Origin of the sequence: Arsenicibacter rosenii (assembly GCF_001870735.1) — a bacterium.
Classification (GTDB): Bacteria; Bacteroidota; Bacteroidia; order Cytophagales; family Spirosomataceae; genus Arsenicibacter; species Arsenicibacter rosenii.
Genome location: NZ_MORL01000237.1, coordinates 1 through 592 on the forward strand (window position 1 = coordinate 1; position 592 = coordinate 592).

Genomic DNA, 592 nt, shown 5'->3' on the forward strand with positions numbered 1-592 from the left:
TTTCCATCCGGATTGAGCGGCAGACTTCCCTGATTCACTAACAGCAGGAACGCGTAGACCAGCCAAACCGCATTAATGGTCAGGAGGGCTACCAGGTTTTCTTTCCAACCCATCTCACGGGTTGGGTTGATGCCGCCGATCCGGTAGATTATCCGTTCGATGGGTAAGAATATGTCCAGCGGACCGGATTTGGCAAGTGGCGAATTTTTGAAGACGCCGGCCAGGTATTTCCCGAGTGGAATGGCTAACAACAAGGTTATCCCAAACGTGGCCAGAACGCCTATCCATTGAGTTGACATATGGGTAATACTTAAAATTTTTCAGGTTGAATCAGCACATACAGCATGTAGCCCATGACAAGTAGTGCGACAATAAAGACGAGAGTGATCATGGTCGTTGCCGTTAAATTTTTTCGAACCAGCTAATGCACGCATAAAAAAAAGCGAAACATAAAACAGCGGTTACGACTAGGAGGAGGAGAGTTTCCATTGGTTTTAAATCGTTTGGTATGGCTATATCCTAATTCGGTGCCAAAACGGGCGCCCCATAACCAATGCCCTGTAAAAGAGTTAATTAAATAAAATTCCTGATG

At 45.6% G+C, this 592-nt stretch carries 2 protein-coding genes; both read right to left on the reverse strand.

Going from position 1 to position 592, the window contains the following annotated elements; translation table 11 throughout:
• A partial coding sequence (locus BLX24_RS31040; protein WP_143092976.1) for a potassium-transporting ATPase subunit KdpA occupies positions 1-299 on the reverse strand: 299 nt, incomplete at its 3' end.
• 11 nt (positions 300-310) lie between these two features.
• Entirely contained in the window at positions 311-391 is an 81-nt protein-coding gene (locus BLX24_RS34155; RefSeq protein WP_071506947.1) for a potassium-transporting ATPase subunit F, read from the reverse strand.
• Positions 392-592: the final 201 nt, after the last annotated feature.